The 16,970-nt window shown below is 70.6% G+C and carries 10 protein-coding genes; 5 read left to right on the top strand and 5 right to left on the bottom strand.

Annotation, left to right across the window (positions count from 1 at the left end):
* Positions 1-5: 5 nt before the first annotated feature.
* The 5 genes from G4D87_RS07845 to G4D87_RS07825 form a co-directional block, all read right to left on the bottom strand.
* Positions 6-1,754, bottom strand: coding sequence for a vWA domain-containing protein (locus G4D87_RS07845; protein WP_163780505.1), 1,749 nt, complete (start codon positions 1,752-1,754; stop codon positions 6-8).
* Positions 1,751-3,730, bottom strand: coding sequence for a cell-cell cohesion protein MtsD (gene mtsD / locus G4D87_RS07840; protein WP_163780503.1), 1,980 nt, complete (start codon positions 3,728-3,730; stop codon positions 1,751-1,753). The genes G4D87_RS07845 and mtsD overlap by 4 nt, the downstream gene beginning before the upstream one ends.
* 34 nt (positions 3,731-3,764) lie before the next feature.
* Complete coding sequence (gene mtsC / locus G4D87_RS07835; RefSeq protein ID WP_176409936.1) at positions 3,765-5,093, bottom strand: cell-cell cohesion MYXO-CTERM protein MtsC; 1,329 nt, start codon at positions 5,091-5,093, stop codon at positions 3,765-3,767.
* 170 nt (positions 5,094-5,263) lie between these two features.
* A complete protein-coding gene (locus tag G4D87_RS07830; protein ID WP_176409937.1) occupies positions 5,264-6,853 on the bottom strand; it encodes a thrombospondin type 3 repeat-containing protein in 1,590 nt (529 codons plus the stop codon).
* Positions 6,854-7,035: 182 nt separating this feature from the next.
* Complete coding sequence (locus tag G4D87_RS07825; protein WP_163780496.1) at positions 7,036-9,456, bottom strand: MtsA protein; 2,421 nt, start codon at positions 9,454-9,456, stop codon at positions 7,036-7,038.
* A 123-nt stretch (positions 9,457-9,579) separates the two neighbouring features.
* Here G4D87_RS07825 and G4D87_RS07820 point away from each other — a divergent pair, with 123 nt between their 5' ends.
* The 5 genes from G4D87_RS07820 to G4D87_RS07800 all read left to right on the top strand — a co-directional run.
* The gene (locus tag G4D87_RS07820) at positions 9,580-9,957 is read left to right on the top strand and encodes a hypothetical protein (protein ID WP_240358090.1); all 378 of its coding nucleotides are present in this window, start codon (positions 9,580-9,582) and stop codon (positions 9,955-9,957) included.
* A 39-nt stretch (positions 9,958-9,996) separates the two neighbouring features.
* The gene (locus G4D87_RS07815; RefSeq protein ID WP_163780494.1) at positions 9,997-12,327 is read left to right on the top strand and encodes an AgmX/PglI C-terminal domain-containing protein; all 2,331 of its coding nucleotides are present in this window, start codon (positions 9,997-9,999) and stop codon (positions 12,325-12,327) included.
* Between the two features lie 52 nt (positions 12,328-12,379).
* Positions 12,380-13,015 (top strand): outer membrane beta-barrel domain-containing protein, encoded by a 636-nt coding sequence (locus tag G4D87_RS07810; protein WP_163780492.1) that lies wholly within the window; start codon positions 12,380-12,382, stop codon positions 13,013-13,015.
* Positions 13,012-14,598 carry a hypothetical protein gene (locus G4D87_RS07805; RefSeq protein ID WP_163780490.1) on the top strand — a complete coding sequence of 529 codons (1,587 nt, stop codon included), beginning with the start codon at positions 13,012-13,014 and terminating at the stop codon, positions 14,596-14,598. Before G4D87_RS07810 ends, G4D87_RS07805 begins: the two co-directional genes overlap by 4 nt.
* The coding region (locus G4D87_RS07800; RefSeq protein ID WP_163780488.1) for a tetratricopeptide repeat protein at positions 14,595-16,970 on the top strand (2,376 nt) is incomplete at its 3' end. The genes G4D87_RS07805 and G4D87_RS07800, both read left to right, overlap by 4 nt.

Genomic DNA, 16,970 nt, shown 5'->3' with positions numbered 1-16,970 from the left:
GGTTCTCAAGGCGTCGGGGGCACGTCGTCGGGGCGGCCGGGGCAGCCGTCGACGAACTGCTCGGGCTCCACGCGGAGGACGCCGTCGGCGGGCGACTTGATGCCGCCCACCGGGTAGCGCACGTCATTCACGCGGAAGGTCCGGACCAGCGTCCGGGCGGTGGGGTCGTCTCCGGGCACCATGGCCACGGACATCGCGATGTCGTTGAAGCCCGCCCCGCGCTGCACCACGCCCGCGTCGTCCGTGGACGCCATCGTCGGGGCCAGCAGGACGTTCTCCACGGTGAAGCGGTAGCACTGGCGGCCCAGGGTGTCCGGCGGGCCGTCCGCCTCGAAGGCGTAGCGGTAGCCATTCACCGACAGGTCCGCGGTGTCCACCACCAGCGGCCGGGTGTGCATCCGCAGCTCCATCCGGTTCGTCAGCCCGTCGTTGTCCGGGTCTTCGTCCAAGTCGTTGCTGGCGCCCTGGCTGCCGCCCAGCCACTCCATGCCATCCGGCACGCCGTCCCGGTCACTGTCCGCCAGCGTCGCGTTGGTGCCCACGAACTGCTCGTCGCAGTCCAGCAGGCCGTCGCAGTCCGAGTCCACCCCGCGCAGCGCTGGCGGACACCCGCGGTCCAGGCCGCCACCGTCCGGCAGGGCCTCCTGCGTGGGGTCGAAGTCCACGCCGCGGTCGCGGAAGTACACCTCCACGCCGTCGCTGAAGCCGTCCCCGTCCGTGTCCACCTGGTGCGGGTCCGTGCCCAGCTCCAACTCGCGCGCGTCCGTCAGGCCGTCACCGTCCGAGTCCGCCTCCCCCACCGGGCTGCCGGGCGGCGCGGAGAAGTTGAAGGCCACCAGCTCCTTCATGATGAAGGCGCGGCGGACCTGGCCGAAGGTGAAGTCCAGGAAGTTGATGGGCTCGTTGTTGCGGAAGTCGCGGAAGTTGCCGCCGCCCAGCGAGGCCATCTGCTCCAGCCGGTCCGCGTTCTGGTTGATGATGAGCAGCGGGCAGCCCCCGTCACCGGACAAATCACACACCGAGGACACCGGCTGCGTGGGGTTGAAGACGTGCACGGTGTTGACGCGCACGTCCTCCACCAAATCCCGCAGCTGGCGGATGCGCACCACCGCGTCGCCTCGGAGCAGCTCGTCGTCCTGGTCGTTGGTGGGCTTGCCGTCCGACAGGAAGATGACGGAGTAGCGCGCCTGCGCCAGCGCCTGCGAACCACCCGGCTCCAGCCGGCTGCGCGCGATGTCCGTGTTGATGAGCGAGTAGATGTCCGACAGCGGCTTGACGAAGTCCGTCGAGTCCCGGTTCGGCGAGGTGTCGGGGTTGCGGAAGGTGAGCAGCTGCTCGGACAGGCGCCGCAGCGTGGCGTCATCCATGGACGACACCTGCACGAAGCCGTCCTCGGGCGGGTTGCCCGGCTGCTGCGTGAGGAAGGCCGTGGTGCTGCCCGCGAAGAGCATCACCGCCAGGTGGACCTCCGGGTCCCTGGGCAGGTTCTGGATGAGCTCCACCAGCGCGGTGGCGCGCGCGCCGTCCGGGTCGCTCACCCGCATGGACTGCGAGGCGTCCATGGCGACCACCAGCTTGATGGGCCGCACCACCTCGTTGCTGCCCACGGTGCAGAAGCGGCCCTCCAACGTCACCGCCCGGTCCACCGGCACTTCCGTGTCACGGCGCGGGTCGTACAGATAGGAATCCGTACACGCCATCACCAGCGCCACGGACACCAGGACGCCCGCCAGGACTCGCACGGCGCGGCTCACGGATTGACGCTCCCCGAGGGCGGGATTCCGACGCAGTCGTTCTGGTTGTTCCACGGGTTGCTCAAGGTGTCGGGCCGGCGGAAGTCACCGTCTTCAAAGGTCAGCTCGGGCCCCAGCGGGACGCGCACGCTGGGCGGCGCGTACTGCGCCCAGGCGCAGGCGGTGCGCCACACGCCGTAGTCCGTGCTCACGCCACTCTCCGGCGCCTCGGCGAACCACACCTTGAAGAGGTTGTAGCCCTGCTTCACGCCCGCGCGGTCCGGCGGCGTGACGAGCTGCAGGTTGGACACGGTGAAGTCGTAGCAGAGGCTGCCGTCGGGGCGGACCTCCGCGATGCGCGTCTCGTACTGGTAGCCGAAGCGCTCGTGGAAGGCCTTGTCGCGGCGCGTGGGGTCACTGCCCGCGCGCAGCTCCTGTGCGTCCGGGATGCCGTCCCCGTCCGTGTCCAGGCCCGACACGCTGTTCTCCAGCGGGTCCAGCCCCCAGCGCGCCTCCAGGCCATCCGGCACGCCGTCACCATCACTGTCCACGATGCCGGCGCGCGTGCGCAGGTAGTCCTCTGCGAACTGGGACAGGCCGTCCCCGTCCGTGTCGCGACAGACGCAGTTGGGCGTCAGCGGCGAGGCCGGATTGCACCCGCGCGCGTCCAGGTCATTGGCGGCGCGGAAGCCCTGGTCCTCGCGGCGGGACTCGAAGCCGTCATCCAGACAGTCGCCGTCGCTGTCCGCCACGAAGGTGTTGGTCTTCAGCGTGAAGCTGTTGTCGATGGCGTCCGGCACCCCATCCCCGTCGCTGTCCAGCACGCGACTGGTGTCACCCGGCGCGGAGCTGAGCGACTCCACCATCAACGTCTTCATCACGTTGCGCGAGGCGAACGACGAGTAGTCCAGCGCGCCCAGCCCCAGGTTGGAGATTTCGCCCGTGTCGTTGAACTCCTGGTACACGCCGTTGCCGATGTCCGCGAAGCGCCGCAGCAGCCACGCGGCGATCTTCTTCGCGGCCTCCGGATATTGCGCCGGCGCCACGCCCGGGTAGACGCCGTAGATGTCCTGGCAGATGGGGCCACACGCCCGCACCGCCTCCTGGTTGAAGAGCAGCACCGTGTGCATGCGCAAGTCGCCCACGTTGTACTGGTCCTTCAACTCCATCAGCCGCCGCACGTAGCTGAACAGCTGGTAGTTCTGGTTGCGGTCCGTCCCCACCTCGAACCCGTCAATCTGGTCCGTCGTGTTGGTGAGGTTGCAGAAGTCGACCAGCGAGTCCGCCCACGTCAGGTCCGGGTTGTCCGGGTCGGCGTAGACGCTGAGGTTGTCGGTGGCCGAGCAGCGCGGATACGGCGTGCCGTCGGTGAGGAAGACGACGACGTAGCGCGTGCGCGGCAGCAGCTCCGGGTTGGACTGCGCCACCGCGTTGATGTCGCTGGAGATGAGGCTGTAGGCGTAGGACAGGGCGCCCTGGTAGTCGGTGCCCTTGCCCAGCTGGCTCTGCAGGCCCTCGATGTAGCTGTCGATGTTGTTGTCCGGCCGGGCGAAGCGGTCCCCCGTCGTGGTGGGCGGCCAGACGTTGCGCACGTTGGTTTCGAAGGGGGCCACGGACACCTGCACGTTGCCGCCCTGCGCGTTCACCTCGCGGAACTGCTGCACCAGCCGCTTGAGGGCGCGCACGCGCGCGGGCTCGGTGACGCCCGCCGGGATGATGTCCAGAATCTCCCGGCGCTGGCAGAAGCCGCTGTCGAGCTGCGCGCCCGGCGGGTCGGAGACGCACATGCTGCCCGACTCGTCGATGACCACCACCACCTTCACCGGGAAGCCGGAGGGGCTGGGCGGGCGCGTGCACACCCGCCCCTGGAGCGTCAGCCGGTCATCGAGGTTGGAGAGCGCATCCACCCTCGATTCGAGCATGGCGTCCGAACAGGACCACAGGCCCGAAGCCAGGAGGCCCGCCGCGAGCAGCGAGGTACGAACGAAGCGGCGCATGCGGAAGGGACCTCCTGGCGAGGGGACGGCGAGGTTACTGCTGGGGACGGCGGCGGCGCATCAGCACGCTGAGCAGCGCGGCGCCCAGGGCGGTGGCGCTGAAGCCCGCGGGCACCGAGCTGCAGTTGTTGCCCTCCTCCGAGTCGTTCCCCACGAGCACCGTGAGGGTGGAGGTGGACACGCGCTGGTCGGGGAACACGCGGTCGGAGAAGGCCAGGCGCGCGGTCAGCTGGAGCTGGTACTCGCCCTTCTTGTCCGGGACGAAGGTGGGCACGCTGCCGTCGACGTACATGTACTGCCAGTCACGGCTGAGCGTCACCGCGCCCTGCGGACGCTCCACCACCGCGGTGGACCCCGAGGGACGCTTCACCACCGCCCACTCGTACTCCATGGCCGCGCCGTTGCGGTTGGCGAACAGCGGCGGACGGATGGTGATGCCGGCCTCGTCCGTGCGGAACAGGCCACCGGCGCTGACGGTGAACGGCGACTTCGGGTCCAGGCAGTCGTCGGGGCGCTCGGGGTTCGTCACCAGGCAGTAGCGCGTGTCGCACGCGTCGCCCATGCCGTCCCGGTCATCGTCGCGCTGGTCGCGGTTGTCGACCGCGGGGCAGTTGTCCTGCGTGTTGAGCACGCTGTCGCCGTCGATGTCGGGGTCGCACGCGTCGCCCACGCCGTTACCGTCCGTGTCGCGCTGGTCGGGGTTGGGCACGCCGGGGCAGTTGTCGCTGCTGTCGGAGATGTTGTCGCCGTCCGCGTCCACGCGGCACTCGGTGACATCCTCCGGCATCGCCTGGTCGGGGTTGTAGCCGCGGGGGCAGTTGTCCTCGCCGTCCAGCACGCCGTCGCCGTCGTCGTCCAGGTCGCAGACGTCGCCCAGGCCGTCACGGTCCAGGTCCTCCTGACCCGGGTTGGGCACCAGCGGGCAGTTGTCCTCCGCGTTGACCTTGCCGTCGTTGTCCTGGTCCGGGTCGCAGTCGTCGCCGATGCCGTCGCCGTCCGCGTCGCGCTGCTGGAAGTTGGAGAGCGACGAGCAGTTGTCGCAGGAGTTGCCCACGTCGTCGCCGTCGTCGTCCGCCTGGTCGCGGTTGGAGACGAAGGGACAGTTGTCACGGTCATCCGCGCGGCCGTCGCCGTCCGCGTCGTCCGTGTACGACAGCGTGTCGCCGTCGTCCGTGTAGTTCACCCAGACGCTGCCGCCCGCGCCGCAGCCACAGCCACCGCCGACCTCCAGCGGCATGCCGCACCGGTCCCCCAGGCACTCCGGGTTGTCGGGATTGTTGTTGTTCTGTGCCAGCGCCCCCGCGGGGCCAAGGACGAGGAAAGCCCCCAGCGTGAGGGCTGAAGCGAAACGAGCGCGTGTCATGGTGACTCCTTTCAACACCGGACGCCTAGCAAGGAACGATCCGTACCAGACACTTGGGAGAAGCCCTGGAATGTCAGCGGGTTGGGCACGAGGAGGAGCACGTCGAGCGGAGGATGTGGGGGGGACTCCCCAGTGAAGGCGAGGGGTACACCCCACACCCTCGCAGGGCGTCAGGTCCCCGGGATGAAGGTGTCGGGCTCCAGGGGAATGATGCCGGCCGGCAGGCGGCCCCCCTCTTCGCTGTATTGGATTTCCTGGATGAGCAGCGAGCCGATGCCCGCGCCTCGTGGATCATTGTCCCGGCCGGCCTGGAGGTACAGGTACACCTCGTTGGTGCCCGCCTTGATGACTTCGCCCGGGATGAAGGGGTGTGCCCGCTCGCGGGTGGGGACGACGGTGACATTCTCCACGCGCACCTGGTAGCAGCTGCGGCCATCCGCGGTGGGCGTGGTCTCCACCAGCTCGTAGCCGTAGCCACGCTCGCGGTGGAAGTCGAGGTCGGCGCTGAGCGGGTCCGCGTGCGCCTCCACCTCCGCCACGTTGGTGACGCCGTCGCGGTCCGTGTCGAGCAGGTCCTCGGGGATGAGCGGGTTCGTCATCGCCAGCGCCTCCACCAGGTCCGGGAGCGCGTCCCCATCCGTGTCACCGATGCAGGCGTTGGTGCCCAGCACGCGCTCCTCGCAGGTGTTGAGCCGGTCGCCGTCCTCGTCCAGGGACACGTTGCAGCCGTTGATGATGTCCGGCTGGAGCGGGTCCAGGCCCATGCGGACCTCGACGCCGTCCATCAACCCGTCCTGGTCCGTGTCCTGGCGCAAGGGGTCGGTGCCCATCAGCTCCTCATCCTCGTCGGGAAGGCCGTCCCCGTCGCTGTCGACGAGCACCTGTCCGGCGCGCACCACCACGTTGCGGTTGTAGGCGAAGAAGCGCTTGAGCTTGAGGGTGTTGGTCCGCGCGGCGTACTGGATGTTGGTGAGGGTACCCGACAGGCCCGCCGCGTCCGTCTCCAGCGGTTCGGTGCCGCCGGCGCTGGCGATGGCGGCCACGTGCTGGCGGGTGATGGGGTCTGGCGTCTCGCCGCGCACGTAGATGGGCTGCACCACCACCTCGCCCGCGCTGAACTGCGAGGCCAGCGCCTTGATTTCGCCGGTGACGGCGGTGAGCTCACACTGGCTGCACGCCGACGTGTTGCCCAGCGCGCTGCAACGCGAGTCGAGCCCCACGTTGAAGGCCGGGTTGGCGCAGCTGGTGTCCTGGCTGCGGACCACGACGACGATGACGTAGCGCGTGCGAGCGACCTCGCCGCGGCAGGACGTCTGCATGTCGCCCGACAGCAGCGTCTTGGCCAGCCGCAGGGCGGCGCGGACGCTCACGGGGCCGGACTCCTGATAGGTGGCGTAGCGCGGCAGCGCGGCCTGGAAGTCGGACGCATCCGAGAAGCTGCCCAGCAGGCCGGTGGCCACCGTGTGGTACGCCACCAGGCTGAAGTGGACGAAGGGACCGGAGAAGCGGCTGGAGAGCGTGGACAGCGCATCGGTGGCGTAACCCACCACCTCACGCTCGACGCCTTCGCCGCCCTGGAGCGCGAAAATCACCTTCGTGGGAAAGGCCTCGCCGCCCGCGAGCGGCACGCAGACCGTCCCAGAGAAGCTGGCGCGGTCCTTCCCGCCGGGTCCCCGGCCATTGAGCGCGTAGAGGCCCGCGTCGGAACACGACAGCAACAGCACGGGAATGAGCCAGACGGACCGCGAGAGGGCGCGCATCAGTCCGATTGTACACCTTAGGCCCCGGTGACAACGCAAGTGCTCGTGACACGAAGCCCGCAAGCACCGCTCAAGGGGCACAGCCCGGGGCGAGAATTCGGCCCCCCGTGGAACGAGCGCCGGACCACCCGGAGGCGCCGTGAAGCCCGGTGTCCTCCGGGTATGGGCAGCCAGGTGACGGCCTACAGCGTGAGCAGGAACGCCAGCAGGTCGTCGCGCTCTTCAGGCGAGAGGGCCCTGGCGTCGCCATGCTGGGGCCCGGACGTCTCCAGCAGCGCGCGAAGCGCGAAGCGCGTCTCCACCACCAGCCGGTCGTCTTTCACCCCGTAGCCGGCGGTGGCGCTCGTCAGCAGGGGCCACACGTCCCACGCCCCCACCAGGGAAGGCGTCGCCGCGCCGGGCGCCAGGTCCTGCTGCTCCAGCCGCAGCGGCAGCGCCACGGGCGTGCCCACCTCCAGGTAGCGGCCCCGCGTGGCCAGGTCCTGGTCCAAGGTGTAGAGCGGCGCCGGGTGACACGTCGTACAGGCGCCCTTGCCCTCGAACAGCGCGCGTCCTCGCGCCGGCCGCCCCACCCTGCCGTCCGGCAACACCACCGCCTCCAGCGGAGCACCGTCCTCGCCGCGATGGGGGTTGGGCGGGGTGACGATGAGCGCGTTGAAGAGGGCCAGCGCCTCCACCTCCGACGGCGACGGGTCCGGGTTGTGGAAGCGGTTGCGCGCGCCCACGAAGCGCACCGTGTCGACGAGGCTGATGTGACTGGCGGGCGTGAAGTACGGCGGCGTGTCGCGGCTGCCTCGCAGCGTCGTGGAGCGGTAGATGCGGTTGGGCTGCGTCTTCTCGTAGAAGACGCCTCCCGTGTGGCCCTCGATGTGGCAGCCGTCACAGGTGATGCCCGTGCGTCCCAGGTCCGCGTAGTAGAGGACCTGCCCCAGTCGGCGCTTGGCCTGCGCGCGGGACGTCTCCACCGGAAGCTGACGCACCACCCGCGCCTTGCCCGCCTTCGCCTCGCGCACGTCCACCACCGCCACCGTCCGGGTGAAGCGGTTGAGCACATACAGCGTGCGCGCGTCGGGTGACAGCGCCAGCGCGCTGGGGCCTGAATGGAGCGCCTCGCCCGCCCTGCCCCGGACCCCGAAGTCCTCGGGCGGCCGGATGCGCGGCGTGCCTTCGGGCGGCGCCACCGCCACCTCCTGGAGCACCGCGCGCCGAGCGGGCGCGTCCCCCGACACCAGCGCTGGCGCATCCAGCACCCGCACGAGCCCCAGCCCCACGTCCGCCGCGTAGAGCAGGCCCGCGCCGTCATCCAGCGCCAGCCCCTCCGTGCCTCCCGCGCCGAAGCCCCGGTGCCGCACGTAGGTGCCCCGCGAGGGCTCCACCACCGACACGCCGCTGTTCGCGCTCACCTCCATGCGCTGGGGATTGGGCCCCACGTTCGGCCCCAGGCTCGACATGAAGACGTGCCCCAGCCGCTCGCTCGCCACCAGGAAGCGCGGCGCCTTGCCGCCCATCACCTGCTCGCGGAAGCGCTCGGTGTTGCCCCCGACAATGGACACGCCCGGGCCCGGCGCCACCGTGGAGACGAGCGCCCCGTCCTCCTGCCGCAGCAGCTCCAGCTGCCCCGTCTGGAGGCTGCCCACCGCCAGCAGGTCCTTCCACCGCGCCAGCGCCCGAGGGTTGGGGTCCACCGGCGCCGACCACCGCACGCGCCCGTCCGCCAGCGACAGCGCCCGCACCTGGTCCCGCACGCGCTCGGCCACGAAGGCCACGCCGGCACGGCCATCCACGGCCAGCCCCTCCGCCCCCAGCGGCGCGGGCAGCACCCGAGGCGCGGCCTCCGGCGCGTCCAGCGCGTACAGCCACAGTTCCGGCTGATACCGGTGCGCCACGCCCAGCCAGGGCCGGCCGTCCGCATCCGTCCAGACCGCCAGCGCGGAGGGACCGTCTCCCGTGGCCAGCCGCGACACGCGCCCGCTGTCGACCTCCAGCGCGAACACCGTGTCGGTGGGCGACGAAGCGATGAAGAGCGTGCGTCCATCCGGCGCCGGCACCATCGCCGTCAAGTCAGTGAAGGCCGCGTCATTCACCACCGTGAGCCGCGCCGAACCCTCCGACTCGGTGCCGTCCGGCCCGACGAGCCGCGCCTCCACCACCGCCTGCGGCGCCTCCGCTGGCAGACTGAGCCCCGCGGGCAGCCGCGCATAGGCGTGCGTGGCATCCACCACCGTCAACGGCAGGCGCAGCGACAACGGAGGCCCCAGCGACAGCAACAGGCCCGGCACCAGCCGCTCGCCCTGGATGGAGAGCGGCTGGGAGGTCTCATTGCTCGTGAGCCGAGGCCCCACCGACGACAAGGCAGGGCGCTCGGCCTCGGGGACTGGAGCGGGTGCGGCTGCTTCACGGAGCCGCTGCACCACCACACCCGCGGCGACCAGTGACACGCTCAGCACCGCCAGCACCGCACGCCTGCGACTCCTGCTCATCCGCGCCAGTTGCCTCCGCGCGCAAGCATACCCATCAGCCCGGCGAGCTCGAAACGCAGCATCGCACGCCATCTTTCCAGCGTCCCGGAAACATCCCGCCCTACCGTGGTGGGCGCGCCCCACATGGGGTGGAGTGCCCTCTACACCTGTGCGCGCACAGCGTCACATGCGAGCGCCGGAGTGTGCGTTGACAGGTCGGTACACGCATCGCTTAACCTGTTGATGATGCGACGCTTCCTTCTCTGCATGGCTGTCGCCCAGCTCCTCGGCGTCGGTACGCTGGTGGCTCCGACCGAAGCCTGGGCCCAGAAACGTGGCCGTACCTCGCGCCAGGCGAAGTCCAGGGCCGCCAAGAAGGCGGCCTCCAAGGCGCCTCCGAAAATCGAGACCAAGGGCGCGTCCGTGGTGGACCCCGTGACGGGCGACGCGGCCACGACCTCCTCCAACGCGCTGCCGCAACGAGGCCCGGCGCGCATCGACTTCGATGACCGGCTCATCCAGGGACAGACGAACAAGTCCGGAGCCGTGTACCTCTACGACCGCAAGGAGCTGAAGACGCGGTCGATGATCCGCGAGCGCGAGAGCTTCCGCTCCGAAACGCTCTCCACGGTGTACGACCCCTAGGGCAGCACCGCCCCCCAGCCCTTGAATGGAGCGTCACTGTTGAGCGGTCAGCCCAGCGTCCTGCAAGTCGTCATCCTCCGCGACGGTCTCCTCGTGGGTACCGAGGTGTTCGTCCCGGGCACCTATGCGCTCGGCTCGGATGTGTCGTCCGACCTGCGCCTGGATGACCCGTCCGTGGAGCCGCGGCACGCCCTGCTCTACTTCCAGAACGGCCGCGCGGCGGTGCAGGACGCGGGCTCCAGCACGGGGCTCTTCGTCAACGGCCACCGCGTCTCCGCCTGTGAAATCCGGCCGGTGGATGAGGTCCTCTGCGGGCCCTTCATCCTGAAGACGCGCGTGCTGTCGCAGAAGCCGCAGGAGGCCAAGCCGCAGCCGCCGCCCGAGGTCGCCGCGCTGCTCGGCGCGGCCCAGGCGCCCACGCCACTCGCCCCGCAGCACGCGCCACTCGCCGCGCCGCCGCAGCACGCCGCGGCCCCGCAGCACGCGCCGCCGCAGCAGCACGCCGCGGCCCCGCAGCACGCGCCGCCGCAGCAGCACGCCGCGGCCCCCGCGCGGCAGCTCCGTCCGGCCACGGGCGTCCCTCCGCTGTCCGCCACCATGCCCGCCGCGCGCGCGCCACAGCAGGTCGCCGCGGTTCCTCCCGCCCACGCGGCGACGCAGGTGGCCTACCCCACGCCCGCGCAGCCCATGCCCGCGGTGGCCGTGGTTCCGCCCGTGACTCAGCAGGCCGCCGTCCACGCCGCTGGCGCCCACGCGCATGGCGTCCCGCAGGCGCAGCCCGCCGTCATCCCCATGTCTGGCGCGCAGCAGGCCCCCGCGGGCGTGCCGGCGAGCACGGTGCCCTCGGTCCGCCGCAGGGCCGCGCCCGAGCCGGCCCCCGTGGCCAACCCGGGCATGCAGTTCGCGGACGAGCTGATGGCGGACCTCGCCCTGGATCCGCTCCCCTCGCCCACCGGGCCGCTGCTGGAGGAGCAGCGCACGCTGACGCGGCCCACGCATGCGCCGCGCATCGCGTCCGGCAAGGGCACCGCGCAGCTCTACCTGGAGCTGTACTGGGGCGCCGTCCGCCGCGACGCGCGCCGCTTCGCGCCGGACAAGAAGAAGCCGGTGCAGGCCTCGCTGGACCTCGAGGGGGCCATGCCCCTGTGGGGCTTCACGCTGCCGGAGGGCGCGCCCTTCACGCTGGCCGAGCCGCTCAACAACGCCTTCCGCCTCTTCGTGCCGCCGGGCACCGACGTGGAGAAGAGCGCGGGTGACGGCCGCTTCACCCCCGTCACCGGCGCGGCCCTGGAGTCCGACGGCAGCCGCCGCTTCCTCACGCTGCGCGAGGGCTCCGCCGCGCGCCTGACGCAGGGGCAGATGTCCCTGGTGGCCTACGCCGCGCCCAAGCCCGCGCGCGTCTTCGTCAACCCGCTCAGGGGCCTGCCCTGGCTGACGCTGACGTGCCTGGGCCTCTTCGCCTCCGCGATGGCCGCGTTCCTGGTCTTGAAGCCGCACCGGCCGGAGGTGGCGGACTTCCAGCAGAAGAGCCTGCCCCCCGTGGCGCTGCGCCTCATCGCGCCCGAACCGAAGAAGAAGGAAGAGGCCAAGAAGAAGCTGGAGGCCATCAAGCAGCAGGCGAAGAAGCCCACCAAGGAGAAGGTGGCGCAAAAAACCCCACCCAAGCCGGCGGAGAAGACGCCGCCGCCGAAGCAGCCCGAGCAGGCGGTGGCCGCCGCGCCGCCGCAGAACAAGGCGCTCAAGGCGCTGGCCAAGCTGTCCGCCGCGGGCCCCGCCACCAAGGACCTGCTCGCCGCCGTGGACAAGCTCGGCAGTGGCCCCGGCAGCAAGAACGTGAAGAACTCCAACTACAAGCTGTCCGGCCTCATCGGGAAGGCGCCCATCGCCAACGCGGGCGTCGGCACCTTCGGGCTGGGCGGCGGCGGCAAGGGCGGCGGCGCCACGCTGGGCGCGGAGCTGCTGCGCGGCAAGGGCGGCGGTGGCATCGGCGCGCTGGGCGCGGGCCGCGTGGGCAAGGGCAAGGTCGGCGGCACCGTCACCCGCGCCACGGCCCGCAGCATCGCCTCCACGCAGGGGACGGTGGACCGTGAGGCGGTGGCGCGCGTCATCAACAGCCACCTCAACGAGGTCCACGGCTGCTACGAGCGCGCGCTGCTCAAGGACCCGGGGCTCGCGGGCAAGGTGGTGCTGCAGTGGACCATCGGCGCGAGCGGCCGCGTGGTGGCCGCCAAGACGAAGTCCTCCACGCTGCGCAATGCCTCCGTCGAGTCCTGCATCCTCTCCAAGCTGAAGTCGTGGACGTTCCCTTCCCCCAAGGGTGGCGTCGTCATCATCACCTACCCGTTCCTCTTCAACTCGGTCGGCTACTGACGTGGCCTCAGTCCGCGCGTCCGTTCCCGTCCTCCCCCAGGAAGCCCCCACCGTGCGATACGCCCTGCTCATCCTCTTGCTGCTGACGCCCGGACTCGTCCGCGCGCAGGCCGAGGCGCTGGAGAATCCCGGCGCAGTGTCCGCCATCCAGGAGCGGCGATTCCGGATGCACCACGAGCTGCTGCTCGGCGTGGGCGTGCTGCCGGCCAACGCCTACTACAAGGGCCTGGTGGGCACCGTCGGGTACACGTACCACTTCAGTGACACCTTCGGGTGGCAGGTCGGGCGCGGCACGTACAGCTACAACCTCCAGACGAGCCTGCGCCGTCAGCTCGAGCGCGACTTCAACACGTCCCCCAACGCCGCGGCCTTCCAGGACCAGGTGCAGTGGATGGTGGGCTCGGACCTCATCTGGAGCCCGCTCTACGGGAAGATGGCCTTCCTCAATGAGTCCGTGCTGCACATCGAGGCCTTCCTGCTGGGCGGCGGCACGGTGGTGAAGCTCGACCGGGACGGCGGCTTCAAGCCCGCCGTCAACGTCGGGCTCGGCCTGCGCCTCTTCACCGGCAAGACGCTGTCGCTGCGCCTGGACGTGACGAACAACACCGTGTTCACCGGCCCCACGCGCGTCATCCAGGTGCCGCTCATCCAGTTCGGAACCGCGTTCAACTTCGGCGCCACGGAATGACCTCCCGCTCGCTCATCGCCGCGCTCACCAGCGCCGCGCTCCTCGTGTCTCCAGCGCCCGCCGCCGCGCAGTCTCCGGCCGCCGCGCAGCCCACGTCCCCTGCTCCCGCCCAGGGCGCGCCCCCGGCGGAAGGAAACGCCGGGGCCCCTGACGCCACGGCCGCCGCGCCTGACGCCGCCAGTCCCGCCGCGGAAGCGCCGCCTCCCGCGCCGCAGAAGGTGGACCCGGGCGTCTTCGACAAGGCGCTCAAGGACTACTTCGACGGCAAGCCGCGTGACGCCGCGGGTCCCCTCCACGCCTGGCTGCAAGCCGCCCCCAAGACGGATGAGAACTACGCCTGGGGCCAGTACTTCCTCGCGCGCAGCCTCATCGACCTGGGGCTGACGCACGCGGGGGCCTCCTACCTGGCCCGCATCGCCCGCGAGCGCTCCAACCCCAACGCGCTGCCCCGCGCCCTGGACACGCTCAAGGCGCTGACGGACCGGCCGCACGACGAGGTGATGATCGAGGAGCAGGTGTTCGGCGCGCTGGACCTGGGCTTCCTCCCGGAAGACACGGGCGCGTATGCGCACTACCAGCAGGGCCTGGTGGACCTGCGCGTGGGCAACGAGCGCTGGGCCAACACCCACTTCGCCAAGCTGTCGGAGACGACCGCCGAGGCCAGCCACGCGAAGTTCGCGCTGCTCGTCACCCGCCTGAAGCAGGTGAAGGAGCCGTCGGACGAAATCATCGCCGACTTCCTGGCGCTGTCCGAGGACGAGAAGCTCACCCGCGAGGCGCGCAACGAGGCGGCGCTGGCGGTGGCGCGCCTGCGCTACGAGCGCAAGGACTTCCAGGGCGCGCTGGAGGCGTATGACCGCGTGAAGCTGCCCGAGCTGGACCCGGGCCGCGCCAGCCTCTACCTGGAAGAGGCGTGGACCCGCTACAAGCTGGGCGAGCTGCGCGCGTCGCTGGGCATCCTCACCACGCTGGACGCGCCGTCCTTCCGCGACGAGTTCATGCCGGACAAGTACCTGCTGCGCGCGCTCATCTACCGGGACTTGTGCCACTACCTGCCGGCCAAGCGCGCCGCCAAGGAGCTGACGCGGCGCTTCGCGGACTCGCTGGAGGCGGTGCGCAACCGCGAGGACCTCACCCAGGACGTGCGCCTGCGCCGCGCCGCCAACGCCCACGGCAGCACCCAGCGCGCCGCGCGCTTCCTGGAGACGCTGGAGCTGGAGGGCGAGCGGCTGGGCCGCTACGCCGGCAGCTTCGGCGACCGGCTCTTCTCGCACCTGACGAAGCTCTACGACTTGTCCCGCGCCGAGGCGGTCCGCGTCCATGACGCGCGGCTGGCCGAGGCCGTCCGCCAGGAAGCGGACACGCTGCTGCGCGCCGCCGAGCAGGTGCGCCTGATGGAGTACGAAGTGGGCCTGAAGCTGTACGAGCGCGTGAAGAAGGGCGCGCGGATTGTCGCGCCGGAGGACGAGCAGATTCTGTCGCCCACGCAAACGGCCTACCGTTTCGACGGCGAGTACTGGAACGACGAGCTGCGCTCCTACCGGGTCCGCATCGACAGCCGCTGCATCGAGGAGACGCCATGACCGGCCACCTGACGGGCCTGATTGCCGCCGCGATGCTCGCGGCCGCCCCGGGCGGCGCCGGACGTCCCGGCCCGGGCATCAACCCGATTGTCTCCAAGGCCAAGGAGCGCGACGAGCTCGTCGCCAAGCTCAAGCGCGACATCTTCAAGGTGGACCGCGCCATCGGCGAGACGGAGCGCCTCATCTCCAAGAGCCGCAACGCGCCCTACCTGCCGGACCTCCAGTTCCGGCTGGCCGAGCTCTACGTGGAGAAGAGCCGCTACGTGTACTACCTCCAGGCGGAGACGCGGCCGGAGGGGGCCAGCGGCGCCATCGTGTCCCCCGAGACGCGGCTGATGAAGCAGAAGGCCGTGCAGATGTACTACCGGCTGCTGCGCGAGTACCCGGACTTCAAGGACGGCGACCAGGTGACGTTCTACCTGGCGCACGAGCAGCGCGAGCTGGGCCAGTTCGACGAGATGCTCAAGACGCTCGGCGACCTGACGCGCAAGTACCCTGGCAGCCCGCTGCGCCTGGAGGCGGAGCAGATTCTGGGCGACCACTTCTTCGACAAGGCCGACCTGGGCCAGGCGGAGAAGCACTACCAGGCGATTTTGGAGGCCCCGCCCTCGCCGGTGCACGACCTGGCCCGCTACAAGATGGGCTGGATTCGGGTGAACCAGGCCAAGCACGCGGAGGCCGTCACCTTCTTCGAGGCCGCCGCCGCCAGCGCGCCGCTGCCCGGCGTGGACGTGAAGAAGGCGCTCAACGTCAAGCGCGAGGCCCTGCTGGACCTCGTCTACAGCTACACCGAGGCCAAGCCGGCCAAGGGCGCGCTCAACTACTTCGAGAAGCTCAGCGACAGCCGCGCCACCTACGCGCTCGCGCTGGACAAGCTGGGCAACCGCTACTTCATCAAGCAGCAGTACGAGTGGGCCATCCCCGCGCTGCGCAAGCTGATGGAAATCCAGCACGACCCGGAGCTGGACCTGGAGCGCGGCCAGAAGCTCTACGACGCCATCAAGGCCTCCAAGGGCAAGGTGCTGCCGGACGCCGAGGACCTGCGCATCCTCGTGCGCGCCGCGGTGCAGAGCAAGACGGACCCCGAGCTGCTGGAGGCCGAGCGCAAGAAGCACCTGGTGGAGCTGGAGGAGATGGCGCGCGACCTCTCCACCCTGCTCCACGTGGAGGCGCAGAAGAAGAACGACAAGGCGCTCTACGTGAGCGCGGCGGAGGCCTATCAGGCGTACCTGGGCCTCTTCCGGCCCCAGCAGCACGTACGCACGATGATGAAGAACCGCGCGGACGCGCTGTTCTCCGCCAACGCGTACCCCGAGGCCGCGCGCCAGTTCGAGGAGCTGGCCCGCTACCACGTGAAGGCCAAGGACGCGAAGGGTGAGGAGGAGGCCCTCAACGCCGCGCTGCTGGCGCACTTCTCCACGCTCAAGCCGGAGGAGGCGCAGAAGCGCACCGCCTTCGAGGTGGCGGACGCGCGTCAGGCCATGAAGCTCTTGGGCGCCGACTTCGTGTCGCGCTTCCCCCGCAGCGAGAATGCCCTGGTGGTGAAGTTCAACATCGCCCGCGCCTACTACGAGGACGGCGAGTACCCGAAGGCCGCGGAGCTCTTCACCGCCTTCGCGCTGAGCCACCCGCAGCACAAGGAAGCCCCCGTCGCGGGCAACCTGGCGCTGGACAGCCTGCGGCAGCTCAACGACTTCAAGGGCCTGGACGAGACGGGCAAGAAGCTGCTGGGCGCGCCGCTGCCGGCCAGCTTCCGCGCGGACGTGCAGAAGATTCTCACCCAGAGCCGCGCCGAGGCGCTGGACGAGCTGGCCCTGCGGAGCGCCCAGGAGACGGGCGACGTCATCCAGGGCCTGGTGAAGGTCGCCGACGAGAACAAGAACACCGACATCGGCGAGAAGGCGCTCTACGGCGCGTTCACCGCGGCGCGCGAGAAGCGCGACATGCAGGCCGAGCGCGAGCTGGGCGCGAAGCTGGTGCAGGACTACCCGAAGAGCCAGTACCTGTCGGACGTACTGCTGACGCTGGGCCGGCACGCGGCGGAGGCCGCGGCGTTCGGCGAGGCGGCGGGCTGGTTCGAACAGGTGGGCCAGAAGCTGGGTGGCGACTTCGCCGCCGTGGACGGCTGGCTGGCTGGCGCGCGGCTGCGCATCGCGCTGGGCGAGCACAAGGAGGCGGCGCGTGACCTGGAGGCCGCCGCCGACATCGCTGGCGCGCGCAAGGCGGACGTCCTGGTGATGCTGGCGGAGACGCGGCTGAAGCAGAAGGACTACGCCCGCGCGAAGACGGCGGCCGAGGCCGCGCTGAAGATGGACCGCCACAGCGCCGCCGCCGCCTCGGTACTGGCCGAGGTGCAGGCCACCACCGCGCCC

The organism is Myxococcus vastator, from assembly GCF_010894475.1.
GTDB lineage: Bacteria > Myxococcota > Myxococcia > Myxococcales > Myxococcaceae > Myxococcus > Myxococcus vastator.
This window is presented reverse-complemented; position numbering and strand designations above follow the sequence as displayed.